This window comes from Fontimonas sp. SYSU GA230001 (genome assembly GCF_040066175.1).
In the GTDB taxonomy this organism is placed as follows: Bacteria; Pseudomonadota; Gammaproteobacteria; order Nevskiales; family Nevskiaceae; genus Solimonas.
On record NZ_JBEAAM010000004.1, the window covers coordinates 151230 to 169582 of the forward strand.

Annotated in this window: 15 protein-coding genes; 13 read left to right on the top strand and 2 right to left on the bottom strand. The window is 67.3% G+C overall.

Features of this window, described 5'->3' with window-relative positions; translation table 11 throughout:
* Positions 1–69 precede the first annotated feature (69 nt).
* From ribBA to AAG565_RS02870, 6 genes are all read left to right on the top strand, one after another.
* Entirely contained in the window at positions 70–1215 is a 1146-nt protein-coding gene (gene ribBA, locus AAG565_RS02845) for a bifunctional 3,4-dihydroxy-2-butanone-4-phosphate synthase/GTP cyclohydrolase II (protein ID WP_348818074.1), read from the top strand.
* Positions 1216–1800, top strand: a complete 585-nt coding sequence (ribH, locus tag AAG565_RS02850) for a 6,7-dimethyl-8-ribityllumazine synthase (protein ID WP_348818032.1) — start codon at positions 1216–1218, stop codon at positions 1798–1800.
* Positions 1797–2234: a transcription antitermination factor NusB gene (nusB, locus tag AAG565_RS02855; protein WP_348818033.1), complete on the top strand. Its 438-nt coding sequence runs from the start codon at positions 1797–1799 to the stop codon at positions 2232–2234. Before ribH ends, nusB begins: the two co-directional genes overlap by 4 nt.
* A gap of 28 nt (positions 2235–2262) precedes the next feature.
* Positions 2263–3204, top strand: a complete 942-nt coding sequence (gene thiL, locus AAG565_RS02860; RefSeq protein WP_348818034.1) for a thiamine-phosphate kinase — start codon at positions 2263–2265, stop codon at positions 3202–3204.
* The gene (locus tag AAG565_RS02865) at positions 3201–3725 is read left to right on the top strand and encodes a phosphatidylglycerophosphatase A (RefSeq protein ID WP_348818035.1); all 525 of its coding nucleotides are present in this window, start codon (positions 3201–3203) and stop codon (positions 3723–3725) included. The genes thiL and AAG565_RS02865 overlap by 4 nt, the downstream gene beginning before the upstream one ends.
* Positions 3726–3835: 110 nt before the next feature.
* Complete coding sequence (locus AAG565_RS02870) at positions 3836–5632, top strand: acyclic terpene utilization AtuA family protein (protein ID WP_348818036.1); 1797 nt, start codon at positions 3836–3838, stop codon at positions 5630–5632.
* A gap of 3 nt (positions 5633–5635) precedes the next feature.
* On the opposite strand, the gene AAG565_RS02875 is transcribed toward AAG565_RS02870, so the two are convergent.
* A complete protein-coding gene (locus AAG565_RS02875) occupies positions 5636–6733 on the bottom strand; it encodes an OmpA family protein (RefSeq protein WP_348818037.1) in 1098 nt (365 codons plus the stop codon).
* 218 nt (positions 6734–6951) lie between these two features.
* On the opposite strand from AAG565_RS02875, the gene AAG565_RS02880 reads away from it, so the two are divergent.
* From AAG565_RS02880 to AAG565_RS02895, 4 genes are all read left to right on the top strand, one after another.
* Positions 6952–8613 carry an electron transfer flavoprotein-ubiquinone oxidoreductase gene (locus tag AAG565_RS02880; RefSeq protein WP_348818038.1) on the top strand — a complete coding sequence of 554 codons (1662 nt, stop codon included), beginning with the start codon at positions 6952–6954 and terminating at the stop codon, positions 8611–8613.
* A 127-nt stretch (positions 8614–8740) separates the two neighbouring features.
* Positions 8741–9487, top strand: a complete 747-nt coding sequence (locus tag AAG565_RS02885; protein ID WP_348818039.1) for an electron transfer flavoprotein subunit beta/FixA family protein — start codon at positions 8741–8743, stop codon at positions 9485–9487.
* Between the two features lie 15 nt (positions 9488–9502).
* Complete coding sequence (locus AAG565_RS02890; protein WP_348818040.1) at positions 9503–10435, top strand: FAD-binding protein; 933 nt, start codon at positions 9503–9505, stop codon at positions 10433–10435.
* A gap of 123 nt (positions 10436–10558) precedes the next feature.
* Positions 10559–12109: an alkaline phosphatase family protein gene (locus tag AAG565_RS02895; protein WP_348818041.1), complete on the top strand. Its 1551-nt coding sequence runs from the start codon at positions 10559–10561 to the stop codon at positions 12107–12109.
* On the opposite strand, the gene AAG565_RS02900 is transcribed toward AAG565_RS02895, so the two are convergent.
* A complete protein-coding gene (locus tag AAG565_RS02900) occupies positions 12110–13369 on the bottom strand; it encodes a citrate synthase family protein (protein WP_348818042.1) in 1260 nt (419 codons plus the stop codon). It lies immediately after the preceding gene.
* 99 nt (positions 13370–13468) lie between these two features.
* On the opposite strand from AAG565_RS02900, the gene prpB reads away from it, so the two are divergent.
* From prpB to acnD, 3 genes are all read left to right on the top strand, one after another.
* Positions 13469–14362 carry a methylisocitrate lyase gene (gene prpB / locus AAG565_RS02905; protein WP_348818043.1) on the top strand — a complete coding sequence of 298 codons (894 nt, stop codon included), beginning with the start codon at positions 13469–13471 and terminating at the stop codon, positions 14360–14362.
* A 113-nt stretch (positions 14363–14475) separates the two neighbouring features.
* Positions 14476–15633 carry a 2-methylcitrate synthase gene (gene prpC / locus AAG565_RS02910; protein ID WP_348818044.1) on the top strand — a complete coding sequence of 386 codons (1158 nt, stop codon included), beginning with the start codon at positions 14476–14478 and terminating at the stop codon, positions 15631–15633.
* Positions 15634–15733: 100 nt separating this feature from the next.
* Positions 15734–18334, top strand: a complete 2601-nt coding sequence (acnD, locus tag AAG565_RS02915; protein WP_348818045.1) for a Fe/S-dependent 2-methylisocitrate dehydratase AcnD — start codon at positions 15734–15736, stop codon at positions 18332–18334.
* Positions 18335–18353 lie beyond the last annotated feature (19 nt).

The window sequence follows — 18353 nt, forward strand, 5'->3', positions numbered from 1 at the left end:
TGATGAATGCCGGCGCCACGGACCGCGCCGTCCCGTGCGGGATGCACAAGAGGTGGCAGCGTGAGCAAGATTGCGAATATCGACCAGCGGCGCGAACAGGACCAGCCGGCCAGGCTGGATTCGCCCGAGGACATCATCGCCGACATCAGGGCCGGCAAGATGGTGATCCTGATGGACGACGAGGACCGCGAGAACGAGGGCGACCTGGTCATGGCCGCCGAGCGTGTGCGTCCCGAGGACATCAATTTCATGGCGCGCTACGGGCGCGGCCTGATCTGCCTGACGCTGACCGCCGAGCGCTGCCGGCAGCTGCGACTGCCGCAGATGGTGTCGCACAACGAGGAAAGCCATCGCACCGCCTTCACCGTGTCGATCGAGGCGGCCAGCGGCGTCACGACCGGCATTTCCGCGCACGATCGTGCGCATACGGTGCGTACCGCGGTGAAGCCGGATGCGCGTCCCGAGGACCTCGTGCAGCCCGGGCACATCTTTCCGCTGATGGCGCAGCCGGGCGGTGTGCTGACGCGCGCCGGGCACACCGAGGCGGGCTGCGATCTGGCGCGCCTCGCGGGCCTGACGCCGGCCGCCGTGATCGTCGAGATCCTCAACGAGGACGGTACGATGGCGCGGCGGCCCGATCTGGAGCGGTTCGCGCGCGAGCACGGACTCAAGCTGGGCACGATCGCCGACCTGATCCGCTATCGCCTCGACAACGAGCACACGGTGGAACGGGTCGCCGAGACGCATGTCGAGACCGAGTTTGGCGAGTTCCGCCTGGTGACCTACCAGGACAGCCTCGACAACACCGTGCACCTGGCGCTGGTCAAGGGAACGGTCGATCCGGCCCGGCCGACGCTGGTGCGCGTCCATATCCGCAACACGCTGCAGGACGTCCTCGGCGTGCGCCACGAAGACTTCTCCTGGCCGCTGCGGCGCGCGCTGCAGCGCGTCGCCGAGGAGGGTGCCGGCGTGGTCGTGCTGCTGCGCAAGCCGGAGAGTTCGCGCGAGCTGGTCCAGCAGATCGTGTCACTGAACAAGGCGACTCTGGACGAGCACACCCACGATCCACGGCAGGTGCTGCGCACTTACGGCATCGGCGCGCAGATCCTTTCGGATCTCGGCGTGCGCAAGATGCGCGTGCTGTCCGCGCCCAAGCGCATGCAGGGCATCTCCGGCTTCGGGCTCGAAGTGATCGATTACGTTCCCTGCGACTGAATGAAGAAGAACAACCAGCGTGCGGGTTCGGTCCCCGCCGGCGCCGACGCGGCGCCCAAGCGTCGCAAAGCCGGTGCGGAAGGCACCGGACTACCGCCCGACGCCAAGACCGGTTATGCCGCGCCCGACGCGCCGGCGCATGGCGAGTTTGCAAACACCCGCATCGCGCTGCTGTCCACGCGCTGGAATGTCGGCATCGTCGATGCCTTGCGTGCCGGCGCACGCGCCTGCCTTGAGGACTGGGGCGTGCCGGCGGCGAAGATCGTCGAGCATCGCGCGCCCGGCGCGTATGAAGTGCCATTGGCCGCGATGCTCTTGCTGCGCGACGGTGACTATGACGGCGTCGTCGCGCTCGGTGCAGTGATCCGCGGCGAGACCCCGCATTTCGATTATGTCGCCGGGGAGTGTGCGCGCGGCCTGATGCAGGTGCAGCTGAAGACGCGCAAAGCCGTCGGTTTCGGCGTGCTCACCGTGAATACGGTCGAGCAGGCGTGGGCGCGGGCCGGCGCGGGCCGCGGCAACAAGGGATACGAGGCTGCAGCGGCCGTGCTCGAAATGATCCGTCTGTCGCGGAGCCTGAAGTGACCGGCGAGAACCTGCAGCAGAGCCGCCGTGGCCTGGCACGCCGCCTGACGGTCCAGGCGCTCTACCAATGGCTGATCAACGAGAGCACGCCGGCAGCGCTGCTGCGCCAGTTCCGCGAGCAGGAAGAAGGCCTGGGGCGTGCCGATCCGGCCTATTTCGAAGAGCTGCTCAATGGCGTCGTGACCTACGCGTCCGAACTGACGCTGGACGTCGTGCCGCATCTCGACCGTCCGTTGAACCAGCTCGATCCGGTCGAGCACGCGATCCTGCTGCTCGGGGCTTTCGAGCTGCGGCACAAGCCGGAAGTGCCGTGGAAGGTCGTCGTCAACGAGTCGGTGAATCTCGCCAAGATCTTCGGCGCCGAGGACGGCTACAAGTTCGTCAACGGCGTGCTCGACAAGCTCGCGCGCCAGCTGCGGCCGCACGAGACCTGAAGTCCGACAATCGGCGGCGCGGCCTGGCGTGGACGAGTTTGCGCTGATTCGTCGCTATTTCGGCGAGCTGACTGCGGCACGGCGCGGCGTCGTGCGCGGTGTCGGCGACGACGCCGCGCTGCTCGCGCCGGCGGCTGGACGGCATCTGGTCGTGACCTGCGACACGCTCATCGCCGGTCGGCATTTCCCGTTGGACACGGCGCCGTATGACATCGGCTGGAAGTCGCTGGCGGTGAATCTCTCGGACCTCGCGGCGATGGGGGCCGTGCCGCGCTGGTTCCTGCTGGCATTGAGCCTGCCATCGGCCGACGAATCGTGGCTCGCGCAGTTCTGCGACGGCCTCAAGGTGCTGGCCGACCGTCACGGCATCGCACTCGTCGGTGGCGACACGACCCGCGGAGATCTCAGCATCACCATCACCGCGATGGGCGAGGTGCCCGTGGGACAGGCGCTGCCGCGCGACGGAGCGCGTGTCGGCGACGCGGTGTGCGTGACGGGCACCCTCGGCGATGCCGCGGCAGGTCTTGCGGCCCTCCAGGACGGTGTGCGCGACACGCCGCTGCTGTCCCGCTTGAACCGCCCCGAGCCGCGCGTCGCCGCCGGCCTCGCCCTGCACGGCCTCGCACACGCGGCGATCGACCTGTCCGACGGCCTGGCGGGCGATCTGCAGCACATCCTCGACGCCAGTGGCGTCGGCGCCGTCGTCCAGGTGGATGCGCTGCCGGTCTCCGGCGCGCTGCGCCGGCGATTCCCGGATCGCGAGTCGCGGCTGCCATTGCAGCTGTGCGGTGGTGACGACTACGAGCTGTGCCTGTGCGTTCCGCCCGATCGCCTCGCAGCCGCGCGGACCGTGCTCGACGTGCCGCTGACCGTGATCGGCGAGATCACGGCGGAGCGCGGCCTGCGTTTCGTCGATGGAGCCGGTATAACGGTGTCCGTGCAACGGACCGCCTATCGTCATTTTTCATGAAAGCCAAGACTGCCATCACGCCGCGCCCGCCGCGTCAGCTGATCCTGACCACGCCGGAGCATCTGCTCGCCTTCGGCTTCGGCGCGGGTCTGTCGCCTTTCGCGCCAGGCACCGTCGGCACGCTGGTCGGAATCGTGCTGTTCCTTCCGCTGTCACGGCTCGATCCGGCGCTGTACGCGGTTGCGGTGGCGCTGCTGTTCGTCTTCGGCTGCTGGGTCTGCGGCGAGAGTGCGCGCCTGCTCGGCGTCCACGATTACGGCGGCATTGTCTTCGACGAGATCGTCGGCTATCTAATCGCCGCTGCGCCCCTCGTGCTGTTCCCGCAACTCCCGGCGGCAGGTTTCGGCGCCGCAATGATCCTGGCTTTCGTCTTGTTCCGGCTGTTCGACATCGTCAAGCCATGGCCGATCCGCGCACTCGACCGCAACGTGCACGGTGGCTTCGGCATCATGCTCGACGACGCGCTCGCAGGCGTCTTCGCGGCGCTGCCGCTCTGGGTCGTGCTGCGCTACGTCGGGTAATCCATCGTTTCCTTGAAAAGCGTCCTCGGCACGACCATTCTTGCGCGCTGAACGAGCCGCCGCTTCGCGGCGGACGACAAGTCCCGTGACGGCCACTGGCAGGAGTGGAGATGGCGCAAGGAATCCGCATCGGCTGTGCCTCGGCGTTCTGGGGTGACACCCACACAGCGGCCGCGCAGCTGGTCGAGCGCGGCGGGATCGACTACCTGGTATTCGACTATCTGGCCGAGATCACGCTGTCGATCCTCGCGGCCAAGCGCATGAAGAATCCCGAGGAGGGCTACGCGACCGACTTCGTCGAGCACGTCATGACGCCGCTGCTGCCCGCGCTCAAGGACCGGGGCATCAAGGTGGTGGCCAACGCCGGCGGCGTGAACCCGCTGGCCTGCAAGAAGGCGCTGGAAGATGCCGCGGCCAGGGCCGGCATCTCACTCAAGGTCGCGGCCGTGCTCGGCGACGATCTGCTGCCGCGCAGGAAGGAGTTCGCCGACTGCGTCGAACTCGACAGCGGTGCGCAGCTGCCGGCGACACTGGTGTCGATGAATGCCTACCTGGGCGCATTTCCGATCGCGCGCGCGCTCGATGCCGGCGCCGAGGTCGTCATCACCGGGCGCTGTGTCGATTCTGCCGTCGTGGTCGGGCCGCTGATTCACGCGTTCGGCTGGCGTGCGGACGACTATGACCGTCTGGCCGCGGGCTCGGTCGCGGGACACATCATCGAGTGCGGCGCGCAATGCACGGGCGGCAATTTCACCGACTGGGAACTCGTGCAAGCCGGCTATGCCGACATGGGCTTCCCGATCGTCGAGGTGCAGGCCGACGGATCTTTCTTCGTCACCAAGCCGGAAGGCACCGGCGGCCTCGTGTCCGTGCACACGGTCCTGGAGCAGTTGCTCTACGAGATCGGCGATCCGCGCGCCTATCTGCTGCCGGACGTGGTGGTCGATTTCACCCAGGTGCGGCTGGAACAGGCCGGCACGGACCGCGTGCAGGTCAGCGGCGCACGCGGACAGGCGCCGACGTCGAGCTACAAGGTCAGCGCGACGTATCCCGCAGGGCTGCGCTGCGCGGCGCTGTTCATGATCGGCGGCATCGACGCCGCGAAGAAGGGACGGGCGTCGGCGCAAGCCATCGTCGAAAAGGTGCGCCGCCAGCTGCTCGCCGCCAAGCTCGGCGATTTCAGCGGAGTCGATGTGCATTGCATCGGTGCCGAGGAGAGCTACGGTCCGCACGCGCGCCCCGGCGCCGCGGCGACGCGCGAAGTGGTCGTCAAGATCGCCGTGCAGCATCCGAATCCGAAGGCGCTCAAGCTGTTCGCGCGCGAGATCGCCCAGGCCGCGACCGGCATGGCGCCAGGCTTCACCGGCTACTTCGGCTCCGGGCGCCCGGAGCCGCACATGATTCCCCGACTGTTCTCGACGCAGGTGCCCAAGTCACGGGTGCCGATCGAGGTCGTCGTCGGCGATCGGCGTTTCGCCGTCGAGGTGCCGACGGCGGGCGGCTTCGTGCCGCCATCCGTGCAGCGGGAGGAAATCCCGTCGGTCGATCGGAACGGGACGATCCCGGTGCCACTGATCCGGCTCGCGTTGGCGCGTTCGGGCGACAAGGGCGATCACGCCAACATCGGCGTGATCGCGCGCCGGCCGGAATATCTGCCGTACATCGAAGCGGCGCTGACCACCGAGGCCGTGCGGACCTACTTCGCGCACGTCTTGGCCGAGGGCGCCGAGGGGCGGGTGGAACGCTGGCGCCTGCCGGGCACGCACAGCCTCAACTTCCTGCTGCACCATGCCCTGGGCGGCGGGGGCGCCGCCTCCCTGCGGACGGATCCGCAGGGCAAGGCCTTCGCGCAGATGCTGCTGGACTTCGCGGTGCCCGTGCCGGCGGCGCTGGCCGCCGGCCTGTGACGCTCAGGGCGCGGAACTGCCGCGGATCTGCAGCTCGACGCGGCGGTTCCGGGTACGGCCTTCCTCGGTGTCGTTGCTGTCGATCGGCCGCGATTCACCGTAACCGACTGCGGTCAGCTGCGCGGGCGATACACCGCGCGAAACCAGATAGGCGCGCACGGCATCGGCGCGCTGCAGGCTGAGCTTCTTGTTGTAGGCGTCGCTGCCGCGGCTGTCGGTATGTCCGGCAATCTCGGCACGTACCGAAGGCTGACTGGTCAGGAAGCGCACGGCCGGCTCCAGCACTGCCTTCGCGTTCTCGGTCAGCGCGGCCGAATTGAACTGGAAGGTCACGTTCTGCAGTTCGATGGTCTGCGGTTTGACGACACAGCCGAAGCCATCGACCTGCGCGCCGCGGATGGTATTCGGGCAGCGGTCGAAGGCATCCGCCACTCCGTCGCCATCTGAATCCAGCGGCGGCTGCGGCGGGGCCTCGACGATCTTCACCGTCTCGATGACCTGCGGCGGGGGCGGAGGGGGTTCACGGAACGAGCCGAGCACGACTTCGAGTCCGAGACCCAGACGCACGTCGAGCTGGTCGTCCAGATAGCGGTCGTTGACCAGGCGCGCCTCGGCGCGATAGCGCAGCCAGCGCGTGTTCAGCTTGCCGACGATGCCGCCGCCCAGATTCAGGTAGGCACTGGTGTCGTCGAAATCCGCATCGTTCTTGATCTGGCCGCCGCCGAACAGCACGTAGGGCGTCGGCTTCTCGCGATCGCCGAAGTTGGCGACGAAATCCACGCCCCAGCCGGTCTGCGAGAAATTGTCGCCCGAACCGTCGCTTTCGAGCGCGCCCTGGAACAGGTTGGCCTCGACCGACATCCAGTCGAGTACCGGCACGCCGAAGCCCAGTTGACCACCGTAGCCGATGTCCTTGGCGCCCCGGTCCTGGTCCGGGAAGACCAGTGCACCGAGGATATAGCCATACGCCGGGGCATCGGTCACGGTCCAGTCGAAGCGCTGCGCACTGACCGCCGGGCCCGCTGCGAATGCTGACACGGCGACAGCGATGGCAGTGCGGCGCAACGCGCCGACGTAGCGCTTGAACTTCACATCGAGCATGCGAATTCTCCCAATTGTGCTTTTCGGCGGTACAGCGGCCCGCTGCGGCGTGGCCCAGCGTCATCACTCTACACCACTGATCAGGCTCGTTGTCCATCGGCCGCGCTTGTCGCGGCGCGCGCACGCTGCGACGGCGCGCCATGTCGCATAGAATACGCGCCCCAATTCTCCAGACCCGGCCCGGGCGTCCGGCTCCAGGCCCGCCAGGAAGCAAACGCATGTCCGTAGAACGCGATGTCATGGAATACGACGTGGTCGTCGTCGGTGCCGGTCCTGCCGGTCTGTCGGCGGCCTGCCGGCTCAAGCAGCTGGCGGCAGCGGCCGGCAAGGACATCAGTGTCTGCGTCGTCGAGAAGGGTTCCGAGGTCGGTGCCCACATCCTCTCCGGCGCGGTGTTCGAGCCGCGCGCGCTCGATGAGCTGTTCCCGGACTGGAAGGCCCAGGGTGCCCCGCTGAACGTGCCGGTCACCGGCGACGACATCTACTTCTTCCGCAGCGCCGACAAGGCGTTTCGCATGCCCGGCCTGTTCGTGCCCAAGACGATGCATAACGAGGGCAACTACATCATCTCGCTGGGCAACCTGTGCCGCTGGCTCGGCCAGCAGGCCGAAGCACTGGGCGTGGAGATCTATCCGGGTTTCGCCGCGCAGCACGCGATCGTCGAGGAGGGCGTCGTCAAGGGCATCACCGTCGGCGACATGGGCATCAACCGCGAAGGCGAGCACAAGCCCGACTTCGCGCCGGGCATGGAGCTGCGTGCCAAGTACACACTGTTCGCCGAGGGCTGCCGCGGCCACCTCGGCAAGCAGCTGATCGAGCGGTATCAGCTCGCCAGGGATGCCGACCCGCAGCACTACGCGATCGGCATCAAGGAGATCTGGACCGTCCCGGCGGAGCAGCACCGGCCGGGCCTGGTCGTGCACGGCGCCGGCTGGCCGCTCGATCTGATGGGAACCGACGCGATGGGCGGCTCGTTCCTGTATCACTTCGAGAACAACCAGGTGCTGGTCGGACTGATCGTCGATCTGTCGTACACCAACCCGTATCTGTCGCCGTTCGACGAGTTCCAGCGCTTCAAGCATCACCCGGTGATCGCCCAATATCTGAAGGGCGGCACGCGCACGGCCTACGGTGCGCGCGCGATCTGCAAGGGCGGCTTCAACTCGCTGCCGAAGATGGTGTTTCCCGGCGGCGCGCTGGTCGGCTGCGATCTGGGCACGATGAACTTCGCCAAGATCAAGGGCAGCCACACGGCGATGAAGTCCGGCATGATCGCGGCCGAGGCGGTCGCCGAGGCGCTGCTGGCCGGCGACGCGGGCGGCAAAGCGCTGGACAGCTATCCGGCGAAGTTCAAGGCCAGCTGGCTCTATGACGAGCTGTACCGCTCGCGCAATTTCGGTCCCGCGCTGCACAAGTTCGGCGCGCTGATCGGTGGCGCGATCAATTACATCGAACAGAACTGGTTCGGCGGCAGGTTCCCGTGGACCTTCCACGACCTCAAGCCGGATCACGCCACGCTGCGGCCGGCGGCGCAGTCGCAGAAGATCGCGTACCCGAAGCCGGACGGCAAGCTGTCCTTCGACAAGCTGTCGTCGGTGTTCCTGTCGAGCACCAATCACGAGGAGGACCAGCCGGTCCACCTGCAACTCAAGGATCCGAGCATCCCGATCGCGAAGAACCTGCCGATGTACGACGAACCGGCGCAGCGCTACTGTCCGGCCGGTGTGTACGAGGTGGTCGGCGAGGGCAGCGCCAAGCGCTTCCAGATCAATGCGCAGAACTGTGTGCACTGCAAGACCTGCGACATCAAGGATCCGGCGCAGAACATCAACTGGGTCGCGCCGGAAGGCGGCGGCGGCCCGAACTACGCGAACATGTGACGCTCCACCAGGAGCGTCATCTCCGCGCATGCGGGGATCCGGACCGGGAAGCTCGGGAGTGAACTGGATTCCCGCCTTCGCGGGAATCACGAAATGGTTTTAGGTAGCAGCAACAGGAACTGAAACGATGAAAGCACTCGTCAGCGTCAAGCGTGTGGTGGACTACAACGTCCGCATCCAGGTGAAGTCGGACGGCAGCGGTGTCATCACCGACGGCGTCAAGCACTCGATGAATCCCTTCGACGAAATCGCGATGGAAGAGGCGGTGCGTCTCAAGGAGAAGGGCAAGATCACCGAGATCGTCGCGGTGACCATCGGCGGCGCGAAGAACGAGGAGACGCTGCGCACCGCGCTGGCCTTCGGCGCCGACCGCGCGATCCACATCAAGGACGAGGGCGAGGTGCAGCCGCTGACCGCCGCCAAGGCCCTGGCTGCAGCGATGAAGAAGGAAGGCGCGCAACTGTTCCTGTGCGGCAAGCAGGCGATCGACGACGACGCCAACCAGACCGGCCAGATGGTCGCCGCGCTGCTCGACATCGCGCAGGCGACGTTCGCATCCAAGGTCGAGGTCGAGGGCAACAAGGCAGTCGTCACCCGCGAAGTCGATGCCGGCCTGGAGACGCTGGAAGTCGATCTGCCGGCGGTGATCACCACCGACCTGCGCCTCAACGAGCCGCGTTACCTCAAGCTGCCGGACATCATGAAGGCGAAGAAGAAGCCGATCGAGACGGTGAGCTTCGGCGACCTGGGCGTCGCGCCATCCGCCGGCGTCAAGACCACCAAGACGGTGCCGCCGCCGACCCGCTCGAAGGGCGTGATGGTCAAGACCGTCGATGAACTCGTCGCCGCCCTGAAGAACAAGGGCCTGCTGTAAGGAAGGAATGACAACATGAGCAAGATTCTGATCGTTGCCGAGCACGCCGAAGGCAAGCTCAACGCCGGTATCGCCAAGACCGTCGCCGCCGCGAAGGGCGTCGGTGGCGAAATCCATGTCGCCGTGTTCGCGGCCGATGCGTCCGCGGTCGCCGCTCAGGCGGCCAAGCTCGACGGCGTCGCCAAGGTGCTGGCGGTCAACAACGCCGCCAACGCCAACCCGGTGGCCGCGGTGCTCGCGCCGCAGGTCGTCGAGGTGGCGAAGGGCTACTCGCATGTGTTCTTCCCGGGCACGACCTTCGGCAAGGACCTCGCGCCGCGTGTCGCCGCCAGGCTCGACGTGCAGCAGATCAGCGACGTGATGGCCACGCACGGCGCGACGAGCTTCGAGCGCCCGATCTATGCCGGCAACGCGATCACGACGGTCGAGGCCGCACCGGGCACGGTCGTCGCCACGGTGCGTCTGGCTTCGTTCCAGGCGGTGGGTGCGAGCGGCAATGCGCCGGTCGAGACGGTCAGCGTCCATGCCACACTCCCGACCCATACCCGCTACGTGAAGCTCGAGGCGCAGAAGTCGGAGCGTCCGGACCTGCAGTCGGCCGGCCGCGTGGTGTCCGGCGGCCGTGCGCTGGGCAGCTCGGAGAACTTCAAGATCATCTACGCGCTGGCCGACAAGATCGGTGCGGCCGTCGGCGCCTCGCGCGCGGCGGTCGATTCCGGCTACGTGCCCAACGACATGCAGGTCGGCCAGACCGGCAAGATCATCGCGCCGGAGCTGTACTTCGCGATCGGCATCTCGGGTGCGATCCAGCACCTGGCCGGCATCAAGGACGCGCGCACGATCGTGGCGATCAACAAGGATCCGGAGGCGCCGATCTTCGAAGTCGCCGACATCGGCCTCGTCGGCGATCTGTTCCAGGTCGTCCCGGAACTGACGCAGAAGCTCTGAGTCGGGCGTTCGAGTGAGCAGGGGCGTGGCCATCGCGGCCGCGCCCCTTCGCGTTTGCGGCGCGGGTATCATCCCTGTCCAACGAAGATCCGCCGGCGCAGCAGGTCCGGTGAGGAGGATGCGATGAGAGGGGTCTCTGCGATGGTGCTGGCCACGGCGATGCTCGCCGCCTGTGGTTCGGGGAACCGGTCGGATGGCAATGGCGGGGCGCAGCCGACCCCGACGCCGCCGGCGCTGGGTTCGAAGACGCTGACGGTCGTCGTCGCCGTCGTGGACAGCCTGATGCCCAGCGACATCGGTCCGCAGACGCCGACACTGCAGAGTCTGATCGATCAGGGGACGATGTACGCCGAAAGCCGTTCGGTGTTCTCCGCCGAGACCATTCCCAATCACGTCGCCATGATGACCGGCGTGGTGCCGGAGCGGAGCGGCATTCCCACCAACAACTTCCTCGATTTCGACGTCGGCGGCGCGGAGCGCGATCTGTCGGTGCCCGAGAAGCTGACCGCCAAGACGCTGTTCACTTGGATCACCGAGAAGTGCGGGGTCAACGGTGCGCCGACCCATCTGCGTCACGGTGCGACGCTGTCGAAGAAATATCTCTACGAGATCTTCCAGGGCGACGCGGCCGATCCGCAGCGGCAGAACGACGATCCGGCCGTCTTCAATGTGCCGCCGGAGAGCTACTGGGATCCGCGCAGCAGCCCGCTCTACATCGGACCGGGTTCCGAGCACACGCCGGACATTCCGACGATGCAGCAGGCACTGACGCAGTTGCCCGATCTGGACTTCCACTTCATCAATCTGGGCGATGTGGATCGCTCGTCGCACGCCGGAGGGCAGGTCGCGCGCCTGCTGGTGCTGGCGGACACCGACCTGATGCTGAGCCGGCTGGTGAGTCAGCTGCAGTCGAGCGGACGCTGGGAGAACACCGTACTGATCGTGCTGTCGGATCACGGCATGGATTACACCTTGCCCGGACCGATCCAGGCGGTCAGCGTGCAGCCCTTGCTCGACCAGATGGCGGCCTGCCATGCGCCGATGCAGGCCGTGCAGAACGGCGGCACCGACAGCCTGTACATTCAGGACCGCAGCACACCGCCGGCCGAACGCCAGGCGGCGCTGCGCGCGGTGCGCGCCTGCCTGCTCGGCACGGCCGACTGTGGCGCCCTGTGCCCGGGCGCGAGCCGGCCATTCAACGCCGGCAACATCGCCTATGCCTGGTACACGCAAGACGATCCGACCGATCCGGACGGCAACATGCCGGCGTCGGTCCGCTCGAAGCACCCGAATCTCGGTGATCTCGTGCTGGTGGCATCCGGTGGCCTGAAGTTCTCCGAGCCGGACGAGAGCGGCAATCCGATCCCCGGCAACCACGGCCAGCTGGCGACGATCCACAACTTCATGCTGGTCACCGGTGGCTCGCCGTGGGTGAAGAAGGGTCAGCTGATCGCACCGTCGGTTCCCTCTCCCGGTCCGTTCGACCGCCTGCCGGAGCAGAGCGAAACCATCGACGTCGCGCCGACGGTCGCCTGGCTGCTGGGCCTCGGCATCCGTGCGCAGGACTTCCCGGACGGCGCGGGCTTCGACGGGCGCGTGCTCAAGGAAGCTTTCGTGCAGTTCGACGGCAGCGCGAACCCGCCGGCACCGACCGTCTGCGGCCGTTTCGACTGATCAGCCGCGGCCGCGCCGCCGCGACGCCGGAACGAGGCTCGGCTTGGGCGGAAGGCCCACATAGCTCGCGCGCGGCCGGATCAGTCCGCCGCTCGCCTGCTGTTCGAGTGCATGCGCGAGCCAGCCGGCGACGCGGCCGGCCGCGAACAGGACCAGTCCGGATTCCACGTCGAGTTCGTACACCGCGGCCAGCGCGGCGAGCGCCAGATCGGTGCTCGGCGTCTTGCCGGTGGCTTGGCTGGCGGCCTCGATCAGTGCCTGCACGCGCGCCAGGCGCGGGGGCTGCGGGCGCAGGTCCGCCAGCTTGCGCAGCATCAATGCCGCGCGCGGATCGCCATCGGGATACAGCGGATGGCCGAACGCCGGCAGACCTTCACCGCGCTGCAGGCGCGCCAGCACGTACCGGGGGATCGACTCGGCGTTCAAGGCGTCCTCGATGAACGCGTGCGCACGCGCGGTGCCGCCACCATGTTCCGGTCCGGACAGGGCAGCGAGCCCCGCCGCGACGGCGCCGTGCAGACTCGCGCCGGTGGACGCGACGACGCGCGCGGCGAAGGCCGAGGCGTTGAGCTCGTGATCCGCGCACAGCAGCAGGGCCGTGCGGACCAGATCCTCCAACTTCCGGTCGCCGGGACGCCAGGCCTGTGCGATCACCTGGTGCGCCGGACGCGGGTCGGGTTCGACGCCGGCCAGCAGCGCCGTGGTCTGGCGCAGCAGCGCCGCTGCGCTTTCGCGGCGGCGCACCGGATCGCTGGACAGGTCGCGCACGGTGCCGGCGGACAGCAGCGGCAGCGCCGCCGCGGTGCGCTCCAGTGCAGGCAGGCCGTGCTCGTCGAGCAGCCGGCGCACCGCCGGCGGCCAGGCCGGCGGCGCGGGCAGGGCGAAGGGATCGTCTTCGCCGCAGTCCCAGAGCAGCCGCGCCACGTCCTCGAGCGTCAGGCCGGACTCGACGAGTTCCGCGACCGGCCGGCCGCGGTAGTAGTGTCCTTCGGGACGGATCAGCGAGATGCGCGTTTCCAGCACCGGCAGGCCCCAGGCGAGGCTGCGTGCCGCGCCCTGCGCGGCGCTGCGGCCGGCCTGGCGCCGCGCGATCAGCCGCTCGATGTCCTGCGCGAGATAGAGGCGGCTGCGCGCCCCGGGGCCGGGCCGCGAATGGACGTGACCGCGGCTGACGTAGGCGTAGAGCGTCGCGAGGCTCACGCCGAGACGCTGCGCGGCGTCGCGGGCGCTGAGGTAGTCGTTGCCGTGCGAGGCACTCATGACTCTATATTGACTGCAATAATCAAGATTGATCAATAAATGATCCGGTGCGAGAGTACGCGCTGGCGGGTGCGCCCGCAAACCTTCCGGAGCGATGACATGACGACACAGCCCTCATCCCCAGGCGCGCGGTTCCGCGCCGCGCTGGCAGCGGAGAAGCCGCTGCAGGTCATCGGTGCGATCAACGCCAATCACGCGCTGCTGGCGCGGCGCGCCGGCTTCAAGGCCATCTATCTGTCCGGCGGTGGCGTCGCGGCCGGCAGTCTGGGCCTGCCGGATCTGGGCATCAACACGATGGACGATGTCCTCGTCGATACGCGGCGCATCACCGATGTCTGCGATCTGCCGCTGCTGGTCGATATCGACACCGGCTTCGGGCCTTCCGCGTTCAACATCGAGCGCACGATCAAGTCGCTGATCAAGGCCGGCGCGGCGGCCTGCCATATCGAGGACCAAGTGGGCGCCAAGCGCTGCGGTCACCGTCCGGGCAAGGAGATCGTCAGCAAGGACGAGATGGTCGATCGCGTCAAGGCCGCCGCCGACGCCAAGACCGACCCGGCGTTCTTCCTGATCGCGCGCACCGATGCAATCCAGGCCGAGGGTGTGGATGCGGCCATCGAGCGCGCCATCGCCTGCGTCGAGGCGGGCGCCGACGGCATCTTCGCCGAGGCCGCCGTCGATCTGCCGACGTACAAGAAGTTCGTCGATGCAGTGAAGGTGCCGGTGCTCGCCAACATCACCGAGTTCGGCGCGACGCCGCTGTTCACGCGCGAGGAACTGGCTTCGGTCGGTGTCGGCATCCAGCTCTATCCGCTGTCGGCGTTCCGTGCGGCCAACAAGGCCGCCGAGGCGGTCTATACGGCGATCCGCCGCGACGGCCATCAGAAGAACGTCGTGGATCTCATGCAGACCCGAGCCGAGCTGTACGACCGCATCGGCTACCACGCCTTTGAGAATAAACTCGACGCCCTGTTCGCGGCGAAGAAGAAGTGACGCGCCGCGTCATCCCCCTCGGAGTCAGGGATCCACCGTGCAGAATGGCACTGAAGTCAAAAACTGGATTCCCGCCGTCGCGGGAATGACCGAAACGAGATCAGGAGATTGAGATGAGCGAAACCACTGCCGCACCGGGCTTCAAGCCGAAGAAGTCCGTTGCGCTGTCCGGCACCGCTGCCGGCAATACCGCGCTGTGCACCGTCGGCCGCAGCGGCAACGACCTGCACTATCGCGGCTACGACATCCTCGACGTCGCCACCACCTGCGAATTCGAGGAGATCGCCCATCTGCTGGTCCACGGCAAGCTGCCGAACGTCGCCGAGCTGGCGGCCTACAAGGCCAAACTCAAGGCCCTGCGCGGCCTGCCGGCAGCCGTGAAGACGGCGCTGGAGCAGCTGCCGCCGTCCGCGCATCCGATGGACGTGATGCGCACGGGCGTCTCGGTGCTCGGCTGCGTCAGGCCGGAGAAGGACGACCACAATCACCCGGGTGCGCGCGACATCGCCGACAAGCTGATGGCCTCGCTCGGCTCGATGCTGCTGTACTGGTACCACTACGCCTACAACGGCAAGTGCATCGACGTGGAGACCGACGACGACTCCATCGGCGGCCATTTCCTGCACCTGCTGCATGGCGTCAAGCCGCGCGAGTCCTGGGTGCGCGCGATGCACACCTCGCTGATCCTGTACGCCGAGCACGAATTCAACGCGAGCACCTTCACGACGCGCGTGGTCGCCGGGACCGGCTCGGACATGTACTCGGCGATCTGCGGCGGCATCGGCGCGCTGCGCGGACCCAAGCATGGTGGCGCCAACGAAGTCGCCTTCGAGATCCAGAAGCGCTACGACAACCCGGACGAGGCGGAGGCCGACATCCGCGCGCGCGTCGAACGCAAGGAAGTGATCATCGGCTTCGGCCACCCGGTCTATACCGTGTCCGATCCGCGCAACAAGGTCATCAAGGAAGTCGCACGCCAGCTGTCGGCCGAGCAGAACAACATGAAGATGTTCGACATCGCCGAGCGCCTCGAGACGGTGATGTGGGACATCAAGAAGATGTTTCCGAATCTCGACTGGTTCAGTGCGGTGAGCTACCACATGATGGGCGTGCCGACGGACATGTTCACGCCGCTGTTCGTGATCGCGCGCACGTCCGGCTGGAGTGCGCACATCATCGAACAGCGCATCGACGGCAAGATCATCCGCCCGAGCGCAAACTACGTCGGTCCAGAGGACCGGAAGTTCGTGCCTCTGAAGGATCGTGCATAGCGCGATCCTTCGTGAGACGTGAGAAGTGAGACGTGAGACGTAATAGACCGCGCCTTCGCTTATCGACGTCTCACACCTCACGTCTCACGTCTCACGACCTATGAACACCGCATTCCGCAAGAACCTCCCCGGCACGTCGCTCGACTACTACGATGCATGCGCAGCCGTGGACCGCATCCGGCCCGGCGCTTACGCGAAACTGCCCTACACGGCGCGCGTCCACGCCGAGAACATCGTCCGCAGGGGCGAGCCCGGGAAGATCGACGCGTATCTCGGCCAGCTGATCGAGCGCCGGCGCGATCTGGACTTCCCGTGGTTCCCGGCGCGCGTCGTCTGCCACGACATCCTCGGCCAGACCGCGCTGGTCGATCTCGCCGGCCTGCGCGACGCGATCGCCGAGATGGGCGGGGATCCGGCCAAGGTCAACCCGGTCGTGCCGGTGCAGCTGATCGTCGATCACTCGCTGGCCGTCGAGCACGCGGGCTTCGAGAAGGACGCGTTCGCCAAGAACCGTGCGATCGAGGATCGCCGCAACGACGACCGCTTTCACTTCATCAACTGGACGAAGCGGGCGTTCAAGAACGTCGATGTGATCCCGCCGGGCAACGGCATCATGCACCAGATCAACCTGGAGCGGATGTCGCCGGTGATCTACGTGCAGGACGGCGTCGCCTTCCCCGACACCTGCGTCGGCACCGACAGCCATACGCCACACGTGGATGCGCTCGGCGTGATCGCGATCGGCGTCGGCGGCCTCGAAGCCGAGAACGTCATGCTCGGCCGCGCCTCGTGGATGCGCCTGCCGGACATCGTCGGCGTCGAGCTGTCCGGCAAGCCGGGGCCGGGCATCACCGCGACCGACGTGGTGCTGGCGCTGACCGAGTTCCTGCGCAAGGAGAAGGTGGTCGGCGCCTATCTGGAGTTCCACGGCGAAGGCGCTCGCGCACTGACACTCGGCGATCGCGCGACGATCTCGAACATGGCGCCGGAGTACGGCGCCACCGCGGCGATGTTCTTCATCGACGCCAACACCATCGACTATCTCAGGCTGACCGGCCGCGACGAGCAGCAGGTCCGGCTGGTCGAAACCTATGCGAAGACCGCGGGCCTGTGGGCCGACGATCTGAAGACCGCGGAGTACGAGCGCCGGCTTTCGTTCGATCTCGGCACCGTCGTGCGCAACATGGCGGGACCGAGCAATCCGCACAAGCGCCTGCCGACCTCGGCGCTGGCCGAACGCGGCATCGCCGCGCAGTGGGAGATGCCCAGGGATGGCACGATGCCCGACGGTGCCGTCATCATCGCCGCGATCACCAGCTGCACGAATACCTCCAATCCGCGCAACGTCATCGCCGCCGGCCTGCTGGCGCGCAACGCGGTGCGCAAGGGTCTGGCGCGCAAGCCCTGGGTCAAGACTTCGCTGGCACCCGGATCGAAGGCGGTGGAACTGTATCTGAAGGACGCCGGCCTGCTCGGCGACCTGGAGCAGCTCGGCTTTGGCATCGTCGCGTTCGCGTGTACGACCTGCAACGGCATGTCCGGCGCGCTCGACCCGAAGATCCAGCAGGAAATCATCGACCGCGATCTGTATTCCGTCGCCGTGCTGTCCGGCAACCGCAACTTCGACGGCCGCATCCATCCCTACGCCAAGCAGGCGTTCCTGGCCTCGCCGCCGCTGGTCGTCGCCTACGCGATCGCCGGCACGATCCGCTTCGACATCGAGAAGGACGTGCTCGGCGCGGACCGGGACGGCAAGCCCGTCACGCTCAAGGACCTCTGGCCGTCGGACGAGGAGATCGACGCCATCGTCCGCGCCAGCGTCAAGCCCGAGCACTTCCGCGCGGTGTACGAGCCGATGTTCAGCTTCAAGGTCGTCGAGGACCGGACGATCAAGCCACTCTACGACTGGCGCCCGCAGTCCACCTACATCCGCCGTCCGCCGTACTGGGAAGGCGCGCTGGCCGGCGAACGTACGCTCAGGGGCATGCGTCCGCTCGCGGTGCTGCCGGACAACATCACCACCGATCATCTGTCGCCGTCGAATGCGATCCTGCCGGACTCCGCGGCCGGCGAGTATCTGGCGAAGATGGGGCTGCCGGAGGAAGACTTCAACTCCTACGCGACGCATCGCGGCGATCACCTCACCGCGCAGCGCGCCACGTTCGCGAACCCGACGCTGACGAACGAGATGGTGCGCAATGCGGACGGCTCGGTGAAGAAGGGATCGCTCGCGCGCGTGGAGCCGGACGGCAAGGTCATGCGCATGTGGGAGGCGATCGAAACCTACATGAACCGCAAGCAGCCGCTGATCATCATCGCCGGCGCCGACTATGGTCAGGGCAGCTCGCGCGACTGGGCGGCCAAGGGCGTGCGGCTCGCCGGTGTCGAGGCGATCGTCGCCGAGGGCTTCGAGCGCATTCACCGCACCAACCTGATCGGCATGGGCGTGCTGCCGCTGGAGTTCAAGTCCGGCACCACGCGCCTGACGCTGCGCATCGACGGCACCGAGACCTTCGATGTGATCGGCGAGCGCAAGCCGCGCGCGGACCTGACGCTGGTGATCCATCGCAGGAGCGGCGAGAAAGTCGAGGTTCCGGTCACCTGCCGGCTCGATTCCGACGAGGAAGTCTCGATCTACGAGGCCGGTGGCGTGCTGCAGCGCTTCGCGCAGGATTTCCTGGCGTCGAGCAAGGCCGCCTGAGGCCGCCACCACCGGCGCG

What these genes read in the sequence shown, in the direction of transcription:
- prpC (WP_348818044.1), top strand. Translation starts at nt 14,476, where the DNA reads ATGAGCGAAACCACTGCCGCACCGGGCTTCAAGCCGAAGAAGTCCGTT.
- acnD (WP_348818045.1), top strand. Translation starts at nt 15,734, where the DNA reads ATGAACACCGCATTCCGCAAGAACCTCCCCGGCACGTCGCTCGACTAC.
- AAG565_RS02880 (WP_348818038.1), top strand. Translation starts at nt 6,952, where the DNA reads ATGTCCGTAGAACGCGATGTCATGGAATACGACGTGGTCGTCGTCGGT.
- AAG565_RS02875 (WP_348818037.1), bottom strand. Translation starts at nt 6,733, where the DNA reads ATGCTCGATGTGAAGTTCAAGCGCTACGTCGGCGCGTTGCGCCGCACT.
- ribH (WP_348818032.1), top strand. Translation starts at nt 1,216, where the DNA reads ATGAAGAAGAACAACCAGCGTGCGGGTTCGGTCCCCGCCGGCGCCGAC.
- AAG565_RS02870 (WP_348818036.1), top strand. Translation starts at nt 3,836, where the DNA reads ATGGCGCAAGGAATCCGCATCGGCTGTGCCTCGGCGTTCTGGGGTGAC.
- AAG565_RS02900 (WP_348818042.1), bottom strand. Translation starts at nt 13,369, where the DNA reads ATGAGTGCCTCGCACGGCAACGACTACCTCAGCGCCCGCGACGCCGCG.
- AAG565_RS02895 (WP_348818041.1), top strand. Translation starts at nt 10,559, where the DNA reads ATGAGAGGGGTCTCTGCGATGGTGCTGGCCACGGCGATGCTCGCCGCC.
- prpB (WP_348818043.1), top strand. Translation starts at nt 13,469, where the DNA reads ATGACGACACAGCCCTCATCCCCAGGCGCGCGGTTCCGCGCCGCGCTG.
- AAG565_RS02890 (WP_348818040.1), top strand. Translation starts at nt 9,503, where the DNA reads ATGAGCAAGATTCTGATCGTTGCCGAGCACGCCGAAGGCAAGCTCAAC.
- AAG565_RS02865 (WP_348818035.1), top strand. Translation starts at nt 3,201, where the DNA reads ATGAAAGCCAAGACTGCCATCACGCCGCGCCCGCCGCGTCAGCTGATC.
- AAG565_RS02885 (WP_348818039.1), top strand. Translation starts at nt 8,741, where the DNA reads ATGAAAGCACTCGTCAGCGTCAAGCGTGTGGTGGACTACAACGTCCGC.